Annotated in this window: 15 protein-coding genes and 1 other annotated feature; of the genes, 4 read left to right on the top strand and 11 right to left on the bottom strand. The window is 35.5% G+C overall.

The genetic code is table 11. The annotated features are described in order from the left end of the window. Window positions 1–113: 113 nt before the first annotated feature. A complete protein-coding gene (locus tag HMPREF3270_RS04350) occupies window positions 114–1,382 on the bottom strand; it encodes a bifunctional folylpolyglutamate synthase/dihydrofolate synthase (RefSeq protein ID WP_070848471.1) in 1,269 nt (422 codons plus the stop codon). A gap of 11 nt (window positions 1,383–1,393) precedes the next feature. Next, entirely contained in the window at window positions 1,394–4,024 is a 2,631-nt protein-coding gene (locus HMPREF3270_RS04345; protein WP_070848470.1) for a valine--tRNA ligase, read from the bottom strand. 40 nt (window positions 4,025–4,064) lie between these two features. Continuing rightward, window positions 4,065–4,278 (bottom strand) — a binding site (T-box leader). A 62-nt stretch (window positions 4,279–4,340) separates the two neighbouring features. Between HMPREF3270_RS04345 and HMPREF3270_RS04340 the strand changes: the two genes are divergently transcribed. The 4 genes from HMPREF3270_RS04340 to pcp all read left to right on the top strand — a co-directional run bounded on the left by HMPREF3270_RS04340 (window position 4,341) and on the right by pcp (window position 7,294). Then, window positions 4,341–4,901, top strand: a complete 561-nt coding sequence (locus HMPREF3270_RS04340; protein WP_070848469.1) for a DNA-3-methyladenine glycosylase I — start codon at window positions 4,341–4,343, stop codon at window positions 4,899–4,901. A gap of 105 nt (window positions 4,902–5,006) precedes the next feature. Continuing rightward, window positions 5,007–5,705, top strand: coding sequence for a DUF969 domain-containing protein (locus tag HMPREF3270_RS04335; protein ID WP_070848468.1), 699 nt, complete (start codon window positions 5,007–5,009; stop codon window positions 5,703–5,705). Then, complete coding sequence (locus HMPREF3270_RS04330) at window positions 5,702–6,628, top strand: DUF979 domain-containing protein (protein ID WP_070848467.1); 927 nt, start codon at window positions 5,702–5,704, stop codon at window positions 6,626–6,628. The genes HMPREF3270_RS04335 and HMPREF3270_RS04330 overlap by 4 nt, the downstream gene beginning before the upstream one ends. 24 nt (window positions 6,629–6,652) lie before the next feature. Beyond that, window positions 6,653–7,294 carry a pyroglutamyl-peptidase I gene (gene pcp, locus HMPREF3270_RS04325; protein WP_002481142.1) on the top strand — a complete coding sequence of 214 codons (642 nt, stop codon included), beginning with the start codon at window positions 6,653–6,655 and terminating at the stop codon, window positions 7,292–7,294. A gap of 53 nt (window positions 7,295–7,347) precedes the next feature. On the opposite strand, the gene HMPREF3270_RS04320 is transcribed toward pcp, so the two are convergent. The 9 genes from HMPREF3270_RS04320 to clpX all read right to left on the bottom strand — a co-directional run bounded on the left by HMPREF3270_RS04320 (window position 7,348) and on the right by clpX (window position 16,982). Beyond that, window positions 7,348–8,424, bottom strand: a complete 1,077-nt coding sequence (locus tag HMPREF3270_RS04320) for an AbrB family transcriptional regulator (RefSeq protein WP_002481143.1) — start codon at window positions 8,422–8,424, stop codon at window positions 7,348–7,350. Window positions 8,425–8,604: 180 nt separating this feature from the next. Continuing rightward, the gene (gene hemL, locus HMPREF3270_RS04315; RefSeq protein ID WP_070848466.1) at window positions 8,605–9,894 is read right to left on the bottom strand and encodes a glutamate-1-semialdehyde 2,1-aminomutase; all 1,290 of its coding nucleotides are present in this window, start codon (window positions 9,892–9,894) and stop codon (window positions 8,605–8,607) included. Beyond that, the gene (gene hemB / locus HMPREF3270_RS04310) at window positions 9,895–10,878 is read right to left on the bottom strand and encodes a porphobilinogen synthase (RefSeq protein ID WP_002481145.1); all 984 of its coding nucleotides are present in this window, start codon (window positions 10,876–10,878) and stop codon (window positions 9,895–9,897) included. Next, window positions 10,875–11,564, bottom strand: a complete 690-nt coding sequence (locus tag HMPREF3270_RS04305) for a uroporphyrinogen-III synthase (protein WP_070626883.1) — start codon at window positions 11,562–11,564, stop codon at window positions 10,875–10,877. The genes hemB and HMPREF3270_RS04305 overlap by 4 nt, the downstream gene beginning before the upstream one ends. 24 nt (window positions 11,565–11,588) lie before the next feature. Further along, a complete protein-coding gene (gene hemC / locus HMPREF3270_RS04300) occupies window positions 11,589–12,515 on the bottom strand; it encodes a hydroxymethylbilane synthase (RefSeq protein WP_002481147.1) in 927 nt (308 codons plus the stop codon). A 31-nt stretch (window positions 12,516–12,546) separates the two neighbouring features. Continuing rightward, window positions 12,547–13,371 (bottom strand): cytochrome C assembly family protein, encoded by an 825-nt coding sequence (locus HMPREF3270_RS04295; RefSeq protein WP_002481148.1) that lies wholly within the window; start codon window positions 13,369–13,371, stop codon window positions 12,547–12,549. Between the two features lie 22 nt (window positions 13,372–13,393). Next, window positions 13,394–14,731, bottom strand: a complete 1,338-nt coding sequence (hemA, locus tag HMPREF3270_RS04290) for a glutamyl-tRNA reductase (RefSeq protein ID WP_070848464.1) — start codon at window positions 14,729–14,731, stop codon at window positions 13,394–13,396. A gap of 252 nt (window positions 14,732–14,983) precedes the next feature. After that, window positions 14,984–15,571 carry a ribosome biogenesis GTP-binding protein YihA/YsxC gene (yihA, locus tag HMPREF3270_RS04285; protein WP_023016081.1) on the bottom strand — a complete coding sequence of 196 codons (588 nt, stop codon included), beginning with the start codon at window positions 15,569–15,571 and terminating at the stop codon, window positions 14,984–14,986. A 148-nt stretch (window positions 15,572–15,719) separates the two neighbouring features. Next, complete coding sequence (clpX, locus tag HMPREF3270_RS04280; RefSeq protein ID WP_023016082.1) at window positions 15,720–16,982, bottom strand: ATP-dependent Clp protease ATP-binding subunit ClpX; 1,263 nt, start codon at window positions 16,980–16,982, stop codon at window positions 15,720–15,722. Between the last annotated feature and the right edge of the window lie 391 nt (window positions 16,983–17,373).

Here is a 17,373-nt window from a genome sequence, read left to right as displayed (position 1 = left end):
CGCTTTTTTTGTATTAAAAATAGGACTAGTGATTCTCACCAGTCCTAAATAGTATAGAGCCGAATAAACGTCATCTCAAAAGGAGTTTAGTATTTAATATTTAATTAAAGCCATTAAGCTTCAAAGTTCACTTTTACTTTCACTTCACTGATGAAGTATAAGCTGCCAGTAATAACCAATGTATCGCCTTCATAATTCTCTACAAAGTCTACATAGTCATCAATTAAAATTGGATCAAAATGTTCTGCTTCATTTGCGATTTCTTCTTTTGGCTTCGCACGATAGAAATCAAAGTCTGTGATATAAACATGATCTGCAATTTGTCCTAAATCTTCTAACATATGATGAATTGGTTTGCCGCTTACAGCTGAGAACAAAATATCAACCTTATCTTTATGATAATAATTTTGAATTGTACTCACTAATGCATCGATGCTTTCATTATTATGAGCGCCATCAATAATCATAAGCGGTTTTTCTTTAACTTCTTCAATACGCCCTGTCCAGCTGACTTCTTCCATAGCTTTAATCATTTTATTGAAGTCTAACTGAATTTGTCCCGCTTCAAACATCACAATTAACGCTGTAATCGCTAAAGCTGCATTTTCTTTTTGATGTTCGCCAAGCATATGCAACGCTATGTTTTCTAATTCATAATCTTTAAAGCGATACGTAAATTCATCTTCTTCTGAAACAACAGAAATATCTTTATCCAACTCATAAGCAGGCGCTTGTTGTTTTTCTGCATATTCGCTTAAGTATTTTAAAGCATCATCTTCTTTAACAGAATAAACAAACGGCGTATCCGCTTTAATGATATCACCTTTATCTTTAGCAATATCCAAATAAGTTGAACCTAATAAATCTGTATGATCTAAACCAATGCTCGTTAGAATTGTCAAAATAGGTGAAAATACATTTGTCGAATCATTTTTAATACCAAGTCCTGCTTCAACAATCACAAAGTCTACAGGTCGGATCGCGCCGAAGTATAAGAACATCATCGTTGTTATAATTTCAAATTCAGTCGCTGTTCCATATTCAGTTTCCGCTTCCATCTCTTCACTTACCGGCTTCACACGAGCAACCAGGTCAACGATAACATCATCGCTGACTGGCGACCCGTTTAAGCTGATTCTCTCATTGAACGTTTCAATATAGGGTGAAGTAAATGTACCGACATCATAACCATTCTCGACAAGTGCAGCACGTAGATATGCGACTGTAGAACCTTTGCCATTTGTTCCGCCGACATGGATGCCTTTAATGTTTTGTTCTGGATGACCTAGGCGTTCTAGCATCCACTCCATGCGTTTTGTGCCTGGTTTGATACCAAACTTATTTCTTTCGTGTATCCAATATAAGCTGTCTAGGTAATTCATTATCAGGACTCCTATGCTTTTAATTGTTCAATTCTAGCTTTGACGCTATCATATTTTTCTTGATAATCTTCTTTTTTGGCACGTTCTTCATTGATAATTTTTTCAGGCGCTTTATTAACGAAGTTTTCGTTTGATAATTTTTTATCGACACGATCAAGTTCGCTTTGCCATTTATCTAATTCTTTTTCTAAACGTGCAATCTCTTTATCCATATCGATTAAACCTTCTAATGGTAAAATCACTTCACCTGCACCGACTACAGAAGTCATTGCTTTATCAGGTGTTTCGATATCTGTTGAAATGATTAACTCACTTGGGTGGCCGAAGCGGTCAATGTAATGTTTATTTTCTTCAAGCATTTGAGTGATTTCCGCATTTTTCGTTTTAATATAAATCGGAATTGCTTTTGAAAGCGGTGTGTTCACTTCTGAACGAGCTTGACGGACGGCTTTAATAATTTCTACGACATATTGCATCGCTTGTTTACTGTCTTCATACATAAATTCAGTTTGAACTTGTGGCCAAGCGCTTGTCACAATTGTTTCACCTTCATGCGGTAAGTTTTGCCAAATTTCTTCTGTCACAAATGGCATATAAGGATGCAACATACGCATTGTACGGTCTAATACATAAGATAAGACTGAACGTGTAACTTGTTTTTGCGCTTCGTCTTCACCATTCATTGGAATTTTACTCATTTCGATATACCAGTCACAGAATTCATCCCAAATAAAGTTATATAAAGCACGGCCAACTTCACCAAATTCATATTTATCACTTAAGTCAGTTACCGTTTTAACTGTTTCGTTTAATCGCGTTAAAATCCATTTATCAGCAAGTGATAAGTTTTGAGATAAGTCGATATCTTCAAATTTGAAGTCTTCACCAATATTCATCAAGCTGAAACGTGCAGCGTTCCAAATTTTGTTAATGAAGTTCCAAACTGATTCTACTTTTTCAGTTGAGTAACGTAAATCGTGACCTGGAGATGAACCTGTAGCTAAGAAATATCTTAAGCTGTCTGCACCATATTGGTCGATAACATCCATAGGATCTACACCGTTACCTAATGATTTACTCATTTTACGGCCATCTTCAGCACGAACTAAACCATGTAATAATACATCGTTGAAAGGACGTTGATCTGTAAATTCTAATCCTTGGAAAATCATACGTGCAACCCAGAAGAAGATAATGTCATAACCTGTAACTAATGCATTAGTTGGATAGTAGCGTTCAAAATCTTTTGCTTCAGTATCTGGCCAACCAAGTGTTGAGAATGGCCATAAAGCACTAGAGAACCATGTATCTAGTACATCTTCATCTTGTGTCCAGTTTTCAATATCTTCTGGTGCTTCTTCTCCTACATAAATTTCGCCTGTTTCATTATGATACCAAGCTGGGATTTGATGACCCCACCATAATTGACGTGAAATTGTCCAGTCACGGATATTTTCCATCCATTGATTAAATGTATGTTCAAAACGTTCAGGTACAAAATTCACACGATTATCTGTTTTTTGATTATCAAGTGCACGTTTTGCTAGAGGTTCCATATTTACGAACCATTGTGTAGATAAGTAAGGTTCTACGATGGCACCGCTTCTTTCAGAATGTCCAACAGCATGTGTGTAATCTTCAATTTTAATCACTAAGTCTTCTGCTTTTAAGTCTTCTACTAATTGGTCACGACATTCGAAGCGGTCCATACCTTCGTATTTACCAGCTTTGTTATTCATTTTACCTGATTCATCCATGACGATAATAGATTCAAGGTTATGTCTTTTACCTAATTCAAAGTCATTAGGGTCATGTGCTGGTGTTACTTTCATAGCACCACTACCAAATTCAACGTCTACATATTCATCCGCTAAAATTGGCAACTCACGACCGACAATCGGCAAAATAACTTTTCTGCCAATAACATCTTTATAACGTTCATCATTAGGGTTAACGACAATTGCAGTATCCCCTAACATTGTTTCAGGACGTGTTGTAGCAATTTCAATATATCCTTCGCCATCAGCGTAAGGATATTTAAAATGATAGAATTTACCTGGTGTGTCTTCGTGAATAACCTCAATATCAGAAATCGCTGTTTTCGCAACAGGGTCCCAGTTGATAATACGTTCGCCACGATAAATTAAACCTTTGTTATACATATCTACAAAGACTTTTTTAACCGCTTTACTTAAGCCTTCATCTAATGTGAAGCGTTCTCTATCATAATCAAGTCCAAGACCTAATTTCGCCCATTGTTGACGAATAAATGAAGCATATTCTTCTTTCCAGCTCCAAACTTCTTCTAAGAATTTCTCACGACCTAAGTCATGTCTTGAAATACCTTGTTCTTGTAATTTTGCTTCAACTTTTGCTTGTGTCGCAATACCCGCATGGTCCATACCAGGCAAATACAACGTATCGTAACCTTGCATACGTTTCATACGTGTTAAAATGTCTTGTAACGTTGTATCCCAAGCATGACCTAAATGTAATTTACCAGTTACATTCGGAGGTGGGATAACAATCGTATACGTTTCTTTTGATGTGTCTCCGTTAGGTTTGAAATAGCCTTTCTCTACCCATTCTTGATAGCGTCCAGCTTCAACCTCATTCGGATTGTATTTTGGTTTCATTTCCATAGGACAATTCCTCCTTAAAATAAAAAACACCCGTTCCTATACATAGGACGGATGTTCCGTGGTACCACCTAAATTCAACATAGTTCATCTATATTGCACTTCATAATGATTAACGCTCAATACACGCTTTAACCTACTGTACTGTTCAGCTAAAGATCTAAGCGGGCTACCTTCAACAGCATCAATTATGTATTTTCACCAACCATACATTCTCTTTGAAATTAATCAACTGTCTACTCTTCCCGAAATCATATTCTCTACTAATTTATAGTATAATAGAACTCTAAAATAAGTCAATGCGAAGGAATGAAATTTTATGAATGAATGTGCATTCAACACAACTGATCCACTCTATATTGAATATCATAATAAAGAATGGGGTCAGCCGCTTTATGATAGTCAAAAATTATTTGAACTAATGGCTCTAGAATCACAACATGCAGGACTTTCTTGGTTAACGATTTTAAAGAAACGTTCTGCATATCGTGATGCTTTCTATCAATTTGACCCTCATAAAATTGCACAAATGACAGAAAAAGATATTGATGAACTCATGGAATTTCCTAATATCGTTCATTATAGAAAGAAGTTAGAAGCAATTGTCAGCCAAGCAAAAGGCTATATTCAAATTGAAAAAGAACATGGCAGTTTTAGTGATTTTCTGTGGTCATATGTTGATAATCAGCCGATTGATTTGCGATATCGTTCATCTAAAGACCGTATCACCGTCGATGAACGCGCTAAAAAAATGTCTAAAGACTTAAAGAAATATGGCTTTAAGTTTATGGGTCATGTAACGATGTTTTCATTTTTAGAAGCAGCAGGTCTCTATGACGCCCACTTGATTGGTTGTCCTTATAAGCCATCAAAACAGTAGGAACACGGTTGTGTTCCTATTTTATTTTAGAATTTAAAATTGTCGTAAAATTCTCTCTATTTTATGCTAGAATATCAAATATATTAAATTTTAAGGGGGCATTTTATGGAATGGTTAAAATTAATAGGCATCCTAGTTATTATTATCGGATTCCTATTTAAGTTTGATACGATTGCGGTTATTTTAGCTGCTGCGATTGTAACCGGACTTGTATCCGGTATGGATTTCTTTGAAATATTAGACGTCCTCGGCAAAGCCTTTGTCGATAATCGCCTGGTATCTCTTTTCTTATTAACCTTACCTATGGTTGGTTTAATTGAACGATTTGGATTAAAAAAACAAGCAACCGTATTAATCGGAAAGGTTAAATCCATGACCAGCGGACGTTTATTATCCTTATATTTATTAATTAGAGAAATTGCAGGACTCGCTTCCATTCGGATCGGAGGTCATCCTCAATTCGTACGTCCGTTAATTAATCCGATGGTTCAAGGGGCATTGAAAACAAAATATAATTTAAAACCTGAACAAATCGATGAAAAAGATGTGGAGAAAATTAAAGCAGAAGCTTCGGCTATGGAGAACTACGGTAACTTCTTTGGCCAGAATTTATTTGTAGGTGCTGCTGGCGTACTTTTAATGGTCGGTACATTCAATTCACTTGATATTAAAGTCAATGCGGTCAGTTTAGCACTTACTTCTGTACCAATCGCAATCATCACAATTCTGATTGTCGTAGTTAAAAATATTTTGTTAGACCGTTACTTAGAACGTAAATACAGAAACAAGGAGGATCAAGCATGAGTCAACATACATTAGATACTATCCTTGAGTTCTTTTATATTTTAATTGGTATCCAATTACTTTATACAGCCTACCGTGTATTGCGAGATCCAAACAAAGAAAAACGTATTGGCACTGCCCTCTTTTGGGTATTGCTTGCGATAACATTTATTTTTGGACCGTATATACCAAACGTAATCAATGGTGCACTTATCTTGTTAATGGGACTATTAACATTAACGCGTCAGGTTACTATCAAAAACATTGTGGACGTTACTGAGGAACAAGGTAATCAAGGCGCTGAACGTTTTGGCAATAAACTCTTTTGGCCAGCAGTTGTTTTAGCTGTTTTAGCTGTCATCATTTCAAACTGGACACCTCTTGGTGGCGCTATTGGCTTAGGAATTGCTTCAGTTGTCGGTTTGATTGCTGCGTATTTCATTATCAAGCCTAAAGCAAAATACATGTTATATGACAGTGATAGATTGACACAACAAGTTGGGACAGTTGGTATCTTACCGCAATTCTTAGCAGCATTAGGAGTACTATTTACAGTCAGCGGTGTTGGCAAAGTGATTTCTAACGGTATTTCAAGTTTCTTACCTGAAGGCAATCACTTAATTGGCGCCACTGCGTATATATTAGGTATGGTCATTTTCACAATGTTGATGGGTAATGCATTTGCAGCTTTTACTGTTATTACCGCAAGTATTGGTATTCCTTTCGTCATTGCACAAGGTGCTGACCCTGCAATTGCTGGTGCACTAGCGATGACTGGTGGTTTCTGTGGTACCTTATTAACGCCAATGGCCGCAAACTTCAATACATTACCTGTTGCTTTATTAGAAATGAAAAATGAATTTAGTGTCATCAAAGCACAAATCCCAGTGGCTTTCATATTAATCTTAGTACATATCGGATTAATGTATTTCTGGGCATTTTAATAAACAGATAAAGGAGAAGATAACATGAATATTTTAGTTACAGCTTTTGATCCGTTTGGTAAAGAAAAAACAAATCCAGCTTTAGAAGCAGTGAAGTTATTACCAGAAACAATCGGTGAACATACGATTACGAAATTAGAAATCCCTACTGTATTCAACGAATCGGTTGAAGCTATTAAACAACAACTTAAAATTGAAACATATGATGCGGTACTTGCTATTGGACAAGCTGGCGGCAGATTTGATTTAACACCCGAACGTGTCGGCATTAATGTAGATGATGCAAGAATTGCAGATAATAAAGGTAATCAACCCATTGATGAAGTTATTCAAGAAGATGGCGCACCTGCTTACTTTTCAAATATGCCAGTAAAACGCCTGACACAAGCGATTAAAGATGCAGGTGTTCCTGCTTCACTTTCAAATACTGCAGGAACTTTTGTATGTAATCATGTACTCTATCAATTAGGATATTTGCATGCGACTACTTTCCCTTATATTCAATTTGGTTTTATTCATGTACCGTTCATTCCTGAACAAGTCACGAATAAACCGAATACACCTTCTATGGCGCTAGATACTATTGTTAAAGGGTTGGAAGCGGCAATCTCAGAGTTATCAGCAGATAATCGTGATGAAACTATCGCATTAGGTGAAACACATTAATTTAATAAGATGTATACAAAATAACCGCCTCATCGGGCGGTTATTTTCATGTGCTACTTATTCAGTTTACGCTCAGTATAGCTTAAGAAATATTTTATGATTGGCGCGATTAAGAATAAAATGAAGAAAATTCTAAAGATATGGAAACTAGAAATGATGGCTACATCAGCATGTGTTTCCATCGCAACCAAGACAATTTGACTCATACCTCCGGGTGCTGCACCTAAGAATAAATCATTTAACGGCATATGATTAAAGAGTGATATTAAATAGACCATGACACCAGCTAATAAGATGAGCATTACATTTTGGAAAGCAATAGCAACTGCCACGCGTCCTTTTAAATCATTCATTAATTTAGAAATTTGAATACCGATTCTAATCATATAGGCAATCTGTGCTGCCGCAATTAAATAGTTATCCAGTGAAAATGTTTCATTCGTAAACATGTTCCAAGCAATTAATACCACAATTGGAGCCAGCAATTGCTTCGTTGGAAAATTAATTTTTGCCATTACAAAGTAAACGATCGCAATAGCAACAATCAACAATACGATTTGTCCAATATTCAACACGTGAGTGAGCGGTTCAAGTTCCACCAATTTACTGCTAGATGCTTCTCCGCTTCCACTCGACATAAAATAAGACATCATTGGAACCAAGATGACTACGAAGATAACACGTGAAGTCTGTGTTAAACTCACTACTAATATATTGGCACGCTTGTCTTCCTCAGCCATAATTAACATCTGGCTTAATGCTCCAGGAATAACACTTAACAATGCTGTTTCATTATTTACTTTTGCAATCTTTTTAAAGAAATATGCAATCAGTATTGCCATCCCCAACAGCAATACTGTTACTAAAACAATAGATAACCAGTTTTGCGTAATATCATTTAAAACCGTCCGTGTAAATGTGGATCCAATTTGTACCCCTAGTAAAATTAAACCCAACTGACTGAGCCAAAACGGCCATTCTACTTCCAACTTGAAGACTCGGATACAAATGATACTTGCGATTATAGGACCAAACATATAAGGCAGCATGATATTCATTGCAGATAGAATCAAACTGATAACGATTGCCAGTAATAATACGATAATATTATTACGCAATTTTTTATTCATTGATTACCACTACCCTTATCCCACTACTTTTCATTCATTATCATCATAACACGCTTTATACGAAAGTTATAAGAATTGATTTCTAACCGATATTATAATCGTTCACAAAAATAATTTATACAAAAAGAGAGTGAGACACCTAGAATTTGATGTCTCACTCTATAATTAAGTGAATTTATATTATTTATTTGTGACGCGTTCAAATGCTTTATCAAACGCTTCAATTGTTCTCTCAATATCTTCTTTTGTATGCGCAGTAGATAAGAATGTACCTTCGAATTGAGATGGTGGTAAGAAGACGCCTTCTTTAGCCATTTCACGATACATTTCTGAGAAGAGTTTCAAGTCACTTTGGTTTGCTTGAGCAAAGTTAGTCACTGGACCTTCATTTAAGAAGTAACCAATCATTGAACCTGCTCGGTTAACTGTTAATGGTACATTATGTTTTTTAGCAACTTTTTTCAAACCTTCTTCTAAAATATCTCCAAGTTCATTGAAGTATTCGTAGCTTTCTGGTGTAAGTTGACTCAATGTTTCATAACCACTTGTCATTGCTAATGGGTTACCTGATAATGTACCTGCTTGATAAATTGAACCCACTGGCGCAATTTTATCCATAATTTCCGCTTTACCGCCGAATGCACCGACTGGTAAACCGCCACCGATTACTTTACCTAAGCAAGTTAAGTCAGGCATAACATCGAAGTAACCTTGTGCACAGTTATAACCAACTCTGAAGCCAGTCATAACTTCGTCAAAGATTAATAATGAACCATACTCATTCGTGATATCTCTTAATCCTTGTAAGAAACCTTCAATTGGTGGAACAACCCCCATATTACCTGCTACAGGTTCTACAATCACGCCGGCAATGTCATCGCCATACATTTCAAACGCTTGTTTAATCGCTTCTAAATCGTTATAAGGCACTGTAATCGTACTTTTTGCTGTTCCTTCAGGTACGCCAGGAGAATCTGGTAAACCTAAAGTCGCAACACCAGAACCCGCTTTAATTAAAAGTGAGTCACTGTGACCATGGTAGCAGCCTTCAAACTTCACGATTTTATCGCGGCCTGTGTAACCTCTAGCCAAACGAATTGTATCTTGAGTTGCTTCTGTACCTGATGAAACCATTCTGACTTTTTCAATTGATGGTACACGGTCGACTACAAGCTCTGCCAATTTAATTTCTTCTAATGTAGAAGCACCAAAACTTGTACCTTTATCGACTGCTTTATGCAAGCTGTCAATCACTTGTTTGTTTTCATGACCTAAAATTAAAGGTCCCCAGCTTAATACATAATCAATATACTCATTTCCATCGATATCATAGATTTTAGAACCTTTACCATGATCCATAAAGATTGCTGGCATATCTACAGATTTAAATGCACGAACTGGACTATTCACACCGCCAGGCATTAATTGTTCTGCTTTTTTAAATGCTTCAATAGACTTTTCGTAACTCATTTATTTGTCCTCCTTATCTAAATAACGACAAACATCTTTCGCGAAATACGTAATAATCATGTCTGCACCTGCACGTTTCATTGAAACCATTTGTTCCATAACGTTACGTTCTTCGTCAATCCATCCTTGTAATGCAGCTGCTTTAACCATACTGTATTCACCGCTGACATTATATGCGATAACTGGAACATTCGTTCTTTCTTTAACATCTCTGATAATGTCTAAGTAACTTAACGCAGGTTTCACAATCATCATATCTGCACCTTCTTTTAAGTCACTTTCAAGTTCAAGCAGTGCTTCACGACGGTTAGCTGGATCCATTTGATATGTTCTGCGATCACCAAATGATGGTGTTGATTCAGCAGCATCACGGAATGGACCATAGAAACTTGATGCATATTTAATACCATAGCTCATGATTGGAATATTGTAGTAACCTGCATCATCTAAACCTTTACGAATTTCAGTCACAAAACCATCCATCATATTACTTGGCGCAATAATATCAGCACCCGCTTCTACTTGAGAAATTGCTGTTTTCACAAGCAATGGTAATGTTTTATCATTATCAACATCATGTGTATGGTCATCAATTAAACCGCAGTGGCCATGATCTGTATATTCACATAAACATGTATCTGCTAACACTAACATGTCTGGATAAAGTTTTTTAGATTTTCTAGTTGCCTGTTGAATGATACCTTCATGTGCATAAGCACCTGTACCCACTGAATCTTTTTCATTTGGGACACCAAAGAACATCACCGCTCTGATACCTAAATCATAAGCTTCTTGCAATTCTTCTTCTAGGTGATTCAAGCTGATTTGATAAATCCCTGGCATAGATGGAATTTCTTGTTTAACATCGTCTCTTTCTACGACAAAGATAGGATAAATCAAATCTTCTTTACGTACGTGATTTTCTCTTACAAGACTGCGCATTGATTCATTAATACGTAATCTTCTGTGTCTATCAAAACTCATTTAAGATTCCTACTTTCTTTTATTGTATAGATTAAACCATCAATTGTTTGTTTTCGTGCTATGACAGCATCATAACCATTTTTACGAACTGTTTCATAAGTTGGTTGACCAATAGCATAACACTCAAAATCAGGTTGTACTTGGCATCGTTTCAATGCTTTAAAAAAGTTCTCAGCGGAAGATGAACTCGCAAATGCAATACCATCAGCTGACTGTTCTTTTAACAACTTAATCGCATAAAGAATATTCTGTTGATGCTCAACAGGTTCATATAAATCAATTTTTACCACATCTGCCCCACGTTCTTTTAATACCTCTTCTAATATAGGTCGTGCTGCTTTACTGCTGGGTATAAAAATAGAGGCTCCTTTTTTGAACGTAAACTTATCTAGAAATCCTTCTTGTGAAAAATCTTCAGGACAAAAATCTACTTCTATACCATGTTGTTCACAAAAGCGTTGTGTTTTTTCACCTATAACTGCTACCTTTTCATAGCGTAATAGTGAAAGATACGGTAAAAAATATCGCACTGCATTTTTAGAAGAAAATACAAGCCAAGTATAAGAACGATTTAATACAGAATCATCAAAAGCGAGTGGTTCTAATTTAATAAAAGGCAAATGTATCCATCCTTTATCTTCTGTTGGCATTGAACTAGATTGCGTCATTATGACTGATGCACTCATAGCAATTCATCTCCGACTTATAGATTAGGCTTCATCATTTAATGCTTTAATGATTTCATATGCACCTTGTTCTTTCAAGACATCACTTGCTGCTTTGCCAAGTTCAACTGGGTTTTGTCCGTTAACTGTATGTTCAAAGCGTTGTTTACCGTCAGGTGACATGATCAAGCCTGTAAATGTTAGCTGTCCGTCATTATCAACAGTTGCGTAACCTCCAATAGGGACTTGGCAACTACCGTTCATTTCTTTAAGAAACGTACGCTCTGCAGTAACGCATTCTGCTACGCTTTGATTATGCACTTTTTTCAACAGATCTAAAAGTTCTTCGTCATCACTACGACATTCAATTCCTAGTGCACCTTGACCGATTGCTGGAATGAGTAAATCTGGTTGTAAATACTCGGTAACGATATCATCAGACCAACCCATTCTACGTAGGCCTGCAGCTGCGAGAATAATCGCATCATAATCTTCAGTTTCTAGTTTATTAAGTCTTGTATCGATATTACCTCTAATCCATTTGATTTCAAGATTAGGGTATTTTGCTAGAATTTGTGCGCCACGTCTTAAAGAACTTGTACCAACAATGCTACCATCCGGTAAATCTGCAAGTTTCACATGATTTTTAGAAATAAATGCATCAAATGGAATTTCTCTATCAGGAACACAGCCAAGTGTTAGCCCTTCTGGTAATTCACTTGGCACGTCTTTTAAAGAGTGAATGGCTAAATCAATCTCATGGTCAAATAAGGCTTGTTGTATTTCTTTAACAAACAAACCTTTACCCCCGACTTTAGAAAGTTGTCTATCTACAATCTGATCACCTTTTGTGACGATTTCTTTGATTTCAATATCTAAATCTGGTTGTACCTCTTTTAACTTTTCAATAAATTGACGACTCTGAGTCAATGCCAATTTACTTCTTCTTGAACCAACGACAAGCTTACGCATGCCAACGTCCTCCTCTGCATAAGGTTATACTTTATCCGAAGAAATTCGGAAAATGAGAAATAAACAATAAGTTGAACATACTGAAAAGATAAATCAGCATATTAAATAAAACATGATTTAAAGGGCTTACCCATTTTCTTGTTCGTAAGAGAATGTAGATACCATAACAAATCATTACAATTATTGAAGATACCACTTTAGGATCTAGCAAAATATTGAAACCTATTGTCTGAAAACCCCATTGTGCGCCTAAAATTACTCCGATAATTAAAATAACTAATCCGATGACTGTTGAATAAAACGTCATCTTTTCTAAGCTGTACACACTACCTATTCTAAAATATTTTTGATCGAAATGCTTGTGTTTAAGGTTACGATACTGCAATACATATAACACACCATTTACAAATGCGAGTGAAAATAATGCATAACTGATAATGGCCAGCGATACATGTATAATCAACAATTCATGATTAACATTGAATTCTGCATCTCGAATATATGTTTCATTTGGTCTGAAGGTATGTATCGACATCACAACAAACCCAATGGCATTAAACAAAAATATAGAAAAGTCTAAATGTTTTACAACACTGATGACTATAGAAATCGATAAAATCATCCAGTTCAAAAAATAAAACACATCAAAGACCGAACCGAGCGGAACCGCTCTGGCCATATTGATATATAAAGACAAAGAGATTGTTTGCAGTAACCAAACAATCCCTAGTGTGTAGAACCCTAAGGTTCTAATTTTATGATTCTTTTTAAAAAAATCATAAAAATAGCAAGAAATACTGAGTAAATAAATCAGCAAGGTTACTTCATGGAAACGCACGAAAAATATATCTTGCATATCATCACCATACTATGGCTGTTTAATCAAAACCTAAGATTTGTCTTGCTGAAAGTCGGCGTTCTTTTTTTGCAACACTCTTTTCATATTCGCTTTCAGCTTCAATATCAAAGATATTTTGGAACAGCTCTAATTTTTCACTGCTATTTTTATCATTACTCAATTCTTTAGCTTGTTTAATCGGATCTTTCAACATTTGATTAATGATACTTTTAGTATGTTTAGAAATCACTTTACGTTCACGTTCACTTAAATCAGGTAATTTACGGTCAATGCTATCCATAGTTTCTTGTTGGATATGCATTGCTTTTTCACGTAAAGCTCTGATAACAGGAACGACACCTAACATGTTGACCCAATCGTTATGCGTTGCGATTTCATGTGGAATTTGTTCAGCGATTTGCGCTGCTGCTGCTTCTCTTTCACGTAAATTAGCATCAACAAGTCCTTTAAGGTCATCGATATCGTAGCTGAAAATGTTCATGTCGGATTCAATAGTTGGATCAATATCTCTAGGTACCGCAATATCGATTAAAACCATTGACTCTTGTTTACGTTGACGTTTTACAGATTCCATCATATTTCGAGTAATAATATAGTCAGATGCACTTGTTGAACTAATTACTATATCCGCATTGACTAATAAGTTTTCTAATTCTTCCATAGTGGCATAAGAAGCTTGATGCTTCTCTGCTAATTGACGTGCACGCTCAGCTGTTCTATTCACAACCGTAACATGTTCGATACCTGAACCCATTAGGTTCAGTAATGAGAGTTCACTCATTTCGCCGGCACCAATAATCACAGCGTGTTGTGATTTAAGATTGCCGAATACTTTTTTAGCTAATTCTACGGCTGCATATGAAACACTGACAGCATTATCAGCAATATCAGATTCATGATGTGCACGTTTCGCAAATGTGATTGCTTGTTTAAATAAATGATTGAAAATCGTACCTGTTGTACCAACTTCTTGTGCTGTAAAGAATGCATCTCTCATTTGGCCAAGAATTTGTGTTTCCCCTAACACAATAGAATCTAAGCCTGAAGTTACATTAAATAAATGTTCTACAGCTTCATCCCCCACCAATGCTTCAGACATTGATTTGATTTCTTCAACTTCTAAACCGAATTTACGCGCTAAAAAGCGTTGGATGTAATAACGTCCAGTGTGAATCTGGTCTGCTACTGCATAGACTTCTGTTCGGTTGCATGTTGATAAAATCACGTTTTCTAATATTGATTTAGTTTCAAATAAATCAATATGCGATTCTTGTATGGCATCAGCTTTGAAAGCAACTTTCTCTCTCAGTGCTACATCAGCGGTACGATGGTTGATGCTTATCGCAATTATATGCATTTTTAACGCCCTCCATACTATTGACAATACACTAATTATAACACACAAATTTAAACCTTAAAGTCATCAAACCTTTTTAATTAGAAATATTCTAATCTAGAAAAGGTCTAGTCATAATTTTGTCATATTTCACTTTAAATGCTAACTACATCCATATTATTGACACATTTGCTAAAAAGTTGATACTCACAGTCTTTATCATGATTCATAGGTTTCATAAATAATAAAGGTCACCTTTTTACATAAAACTCATTATAAATAACTTTGAATCGCATTCCATATCACTTGTTGATTCTTATTATTTATCGATGAATAACTGATAATTGTATCTTCACTTTCCATTTCAAGTTTTTCTCTAATCACTTTAAGGTGCTTTTGAATCTTACCTTTGGCGATTTTATCTTGTTTCGTCGCAATGATTAAAACCGGCAGATCATAATACTTTAAAAAATCATACATCAGTACATCGTCTTGAGTCGGCGCATGTCTAATATCAATTAATTGGATTACCAGCTTCAATTGTTCACGTTCAGTAATATATTTTTCTATCATTTTACCAAACTGTTCTCTCTGTTTTTTACTTACTTTCGCATAGCCATAACCTGGTACATCCACAAAAACAAGTTGTTGATCTATATCATAAAAATTCAATGTTTGTGTTTTCCCTGGCTGTTGTGAAGTTCTTGCCATATTTTTACGTCCAATCATACTATTGATGAACGTTGATTTGCCTACATTTGAACGCCCGCTTAACGCCACTTCATCAAGTCCTGTTTCTGGATACTGATCAGGTTTGACTGCACTGATTAACAGTTCTATATTATTTGGGTTGATATTCATATTCGACCTCTTTTCTACTACTTTTAGATTGATTCGCGTTTCATTATATCAAATTTTAATTTTAAAAGTGAATCTATTATCAAAAATGCCCATAAAAATAGCACTCTCCTACTCTCAACAGAGTAAAAGAGTGCTTGATTTATCTAAACTATGCAGAAGTTTTTTCTAAATTCACTTTGTTTCCTTCCGCATCGTACAATTCTGGTGTAGATTCATTATTGATTGTATCAGCAGTGATAACCACTTTTGCTACATCATCTGTAGACGGAATATCATACATGATTTCAATTAATGACTCTTCAATGATTGAACGTAAGCCACGTGCACCAGTTTTACGTTCGATAGCTTTTTCAGCAATCGCTGATAAAGCTTCTTCAGTAAATTCTAGTTCAACATGATCTAGCTCAAGCATTTTTTTGTATTGTTTAACTAACGCATTCTTAGGTTGCGTTAAGATATTTTTCAATGCTGAAATATCTAATGTTTCTAAGTTTGCGACAATTGGAATACGTCCGATAAATTCTGGAATTAATCCATAAGATTGTAAATCTTCTGGACGAATGTGTTCTAATAGTGCACTTTCATCAACTTTCGCCGCTTCATTGCTTGCGAAGCCGATTACTTTTTCACCTAAACGACGTTTGATGACATCATCGATACCATCAAAGGCACCACCAAGGATAAATAAGATATTCGTTGTATCAATTTGAATAAACTCTTGGTTAGGATGCTTACGTCCGCCTTGAGGTGGAACACTTGCTGTTGTACCTTCTAGAATTTTAAGCAATGCTTGTTGAACACCTTCACCTGACACATCACGTGTAATTGAAGTGTTTTCTGATTTACGTGCAATCTTATCAATTTCATCCACGTAAATAATACCTTTTTCAGCTTTATCAATATCAAAGTCAGCTGCTTGGATTAAACGTAGTAAGATATTTTCTACGTCTTCACCAACATAACCTGCTTCAGTTAAACTTGTTGCATCCGCAATCGCAAATGGAACATTCAATGTTTTAGCTAAAGTTTGTGCAAGTAATGTTTTACCGCTACCTGTAGGTCCGATTAAAGCAACGTTACTTTTTTGTAGTTCTACATCGTCATCATTCGGTCCTAGTTGTTGGATACGTTTGTAGTGGTTGTATACAGCAACAGATAATGATTTCTTAGCTTTTTCTTGACCAATTACATAGTTGTTTAATTGATCCATAATCTCTTTCGGGGTCGGTAAATCTGTAAATTCTTCTGTAGCAGTTTGCGCAAGTTCTTCTTCAACAATTTCTGAACATAATTCAATACATTCATTACAAATGTACACGCCGCTACCAGCTACAAGTTTCTTAACTTGGTCTTGGTCTTTACCACAGAAAGAACATTTCAATTTTTCTTCATCTTCATTGAACTTAAACATTTATTATTTACACCTCTATTCCATAAAGACTATACTAAAACACTTTATAGTATGCAATAAATGTGTTTATAGACTTTATCGTTTCTTTTAAAACCTGGATATATCCGACATTTTTGCAGGTTTTAGTTCATTTACAATTATTTTTATTTTATCTATGGTGATTTCATTACTTTATCAACTTGTATATTGAATATATCATTTTGTAAAGGTTATGCAACAAAATTGCTTACAAACAATATAGCACAAGCATATCTAAAACGAAATGATTTCGACCGTAAATCACTGTAGAGGATGAAATCACATGTTTTAATTCATATGATGCACATGCATCTCAGTATGAATCAGTTATCATGCAACTTCACCCTCTACCTATTCATTTATTCAATTGGAA

It is taken from the genome of Staphylococcus sp. HMSC65H10, assembly GCF_001839185.1.
Lineage (GTDB): Bacteria > Bacillota > Bacilli > Staphylococcales > Staphylococcaceae > Staphylococcus > Staphylococcus simulans.
This window is presented reverse-complemented; position numbering and strand designations above follow the sequence as displayed.